The organism is Microbispora sitophila (assembly GCF_014892245.1).
Classification (GTDB): domain Bacteria; phylum Actinomycetota; class Actinomycetes; order Streptosporangiales; family Streptosporangiaceae; genus Microbispora; species Microbispora siamensis.
Map to the genome: position 1 here is coordinate 1 of NZ_JADBGC010000068.1, position 2,776 is coordinate 2,776.

Genomic DNA, 2,776 nt, shown 5'->3' on the forward strand with positions numbered 1-2,776 from the left:
CCGGTGGCGCGGGTCATGCCGATCTCGCAGGTGCGGTTGACCGAGGCGTGCGCGGCGAAGCCGCCCTCGGTCACCGAGGCGGCCTCGGCGCGGGTGGCGGAGGCGGTCAGTTCCGGGTGCAGCAGCCCGCGGTCGCCGGCGAAGGCGCAGCACTGCCATCCCTCCGGGACGACGACCTCCTTCGCCACCGCCTCGGCGACCTTGGTGATGGCGGCGTCGAGGCCGAGCCGGACGGACGAGCAGGTGGGGTGCAGGGCGAGTGAGGCCAGCCTGCGGTCCTGGGGCGGCTGTGGCAGCCGCGGCAGGACGTGCTCGGCCACGAAGGTCACGGCGTCGAGCACCCGGACGACGGGCGCGGCCGCGACGCCCGGCCGTCCGGACCCCGCGGACGCCGGTTCTTCCAAGGCCGCCGCTGTGAGCCGTTCGAACCCTTCCGTGCAGGAGGCGGCGTCGCTGACGGCCGGGATCCGGCCGCCGTCGGTCGCCGCAAGGAGCGTCTCCCGCACCCGGCGGCGCATCACCTCATAGCCCCCGGTGAAGCCCTTGGACGACCATGGGGTGCCGCAGCACAGGCTCCCGACGCCCTTCGGCACGTGCAGCCGCAGGCCGGCCCGCTCGGCCAGCCGCAGGACTGCGGTCATGACGCCGGGCCCGCCGTCGGCGGGGGCGAACATGGTGTTCAGGCAGGACGGCACGTAGACGGCGTCGGCGCCGGGAGCCGGCGCGGCGCGCCGGGGAGTGCCGCCGCGTGGCAGGTCGCGGCTCCACTGGGGGACGGTGTCGGGGCCGGCGAGCGTGCGGGCGGCCCGGCTGGCGCCCTCGGCCAGGCTCGCCGGGGTGACCGCGGCGGCGTCCATCGCGAGGTCCATGGCCCGGGTCACCCCGTCCCAGTGCGTGGCGGCGCTCTTCCAGGCGGCCCGCGCGGCGCGGCCGTGACGGTCGGCGCGCAGGCGTTTGGTGAGGTCGCCGGTGTTGATCAGCACCGGGCAGGCGGTGGCGCACATGCCGTCCACGGCGCAGGTGTCGACGGCGTCGTAGCCGTACTCCTGGTTGAGCTGCCGGACCAGGGCGTGGTCGCCGGCCGCCTCGGCCGCGGCGATCTCACGGCGCAGCACGATGCGCTGCCGCGGGGTCGTGGTGAGATCCCGGCTGGGGCAGACCGGCTCGCAGTAGCCGCACTCCACGCACCGGTCGACCTCGGGCTCCACGGGGGCGACGGTCTTGAGGTCCCGCAGGTGCGCCTTGGGGTCGTCGGTGAGCACGACACCGGGGTTGAGGATGCCGGCCGGGTCGCACAGGTGCTTGACCTCCCGCATGACCTCATACAGCTCGTCGCCGTACTGGCGGCGCACGAACGGGGCCATCACCCGCCCGGTGCCGTGCTCGGCCTTGAGGGTGCCGCCACGCGACAGCACGGCGGCGACCATCTGTTCGGTGAACTCGGCGTAACGCTGCAGGCCGGTGCCGAAGCGCTCGTTCAGCATGAAGTGCAGGTTGCCGTCCTTGGCGTGCCCGAAGATCACGCTGCGCTCGTACCTGTGCCTCGCGAACAGCTCGGCCAGGTCGTCGCAGAGATCCGCCAGGGCGGGAACCGGGACGGCCACGTCCTCGAGCAGCGCCGTCGTGCCGCTGGGCCGGGCGCCGGCGACCGCGGCGTACAGGTTCTTGCGGATGCGCCACAGGGCCGCCCGGCCGGCGCCCTCCCCGCTGAGCCGGGCCGGGGCGGCCAGGTTCAGACGGGCGAAGATGCGCCCGGCCTCCCGCTCGCGTGCGGCGAGCAGCTGCGGGTCGGACTCCTGCCACTCCACCAGCAGCGCCGCCTGCTCGCGCACCTCCAGCGTCCGCAGCACCTCATCGGCGTGCGGGTCCAGCTGGGCCACCCGCAGCGACTCGGCGTCCAGCAGCTCCACGGCGGCGGGCCCCGCCGCGACGATCTCCGGCACCGCCGCCATCGCCTCCCGCAAGCTCGGGAAGACCAGCAGGCCGGTCGCGGCGAGGCGGTGCAACGGCACGGTCCGCAGCACGGCCTCGGCGACGAACCCGAGCGTGCCCTCGCTGCCCACGACCAGGTGGGCGAGGATCTGCGCCGGGGTGTCGTGGTCGAGGAAGCTGTTGAGGCCGTAGCCCATGGTGTTCTTGATGGCGAACTGCGCCTCGATCCGGCGCACCGACTCGGGATTGCCGCGGATCCGGTCGCGCAGCCGCTCCAGGCCCTGGGCCAGGGCGGGTTCCAGGGCGCGCAGCCGCGCGTCGGCGTCGGGCGCGCCGGTGTCGATCACGGTCCCGCTGGGCAGCACCACGACCATCGACTCCAGCGTCCGGTAGGTGTTGGCGTGGGTGCCGCAGGTCATGCCGCTGGAGTTGTCGGCCACCACCCCGCCGATCGTGCACGCCGACTCACTGGCAGGGTCGGGGCCCAGCCTGCGGCCGTACGCCGCGAGGCGGGCGTTGACCTGCCGCAGCACCGCCCCCGGCTGCACCCGCACCCGCTCCCCACCGTCAAGCACCTCCACCGAGCGGAAGTGACGGCGGGTGTCGACCAGCAGATGCTCACTCACCCCCTGCCCCGACAGGCTCGTGCCGCCGGACCGGAAGGTCAACGGCAACCCCGCCCGCATCAGCGCCGCCACCTGCCCGGCGCTCTCCGGCACCAGCACCGCCTGCGGAGTCAGCAGATAATGCGAGGCGTCGTGCGCCCTACCCAGCCGGTCACTCACCCGCGCCCGGCTGATCCCCGGCACGGCGGCCTCCACCGCCGCGAGCACGGCGGGATCCG

The 2,776-nt window shown here is 74.6% G+C and carries 1 protein-coding gene; it reads right to left on the minus strand.

Annotated features, from left to right (window positions below):
* Positions 1 to 2,776: FAD-binding and (Fe-S)-binding domain-containing protein (locus IL992_RS45355; RefSeq protein WP_226874980.1), on the minus strand; the 2,776-nt coding region annotated here is incomplete at both ends.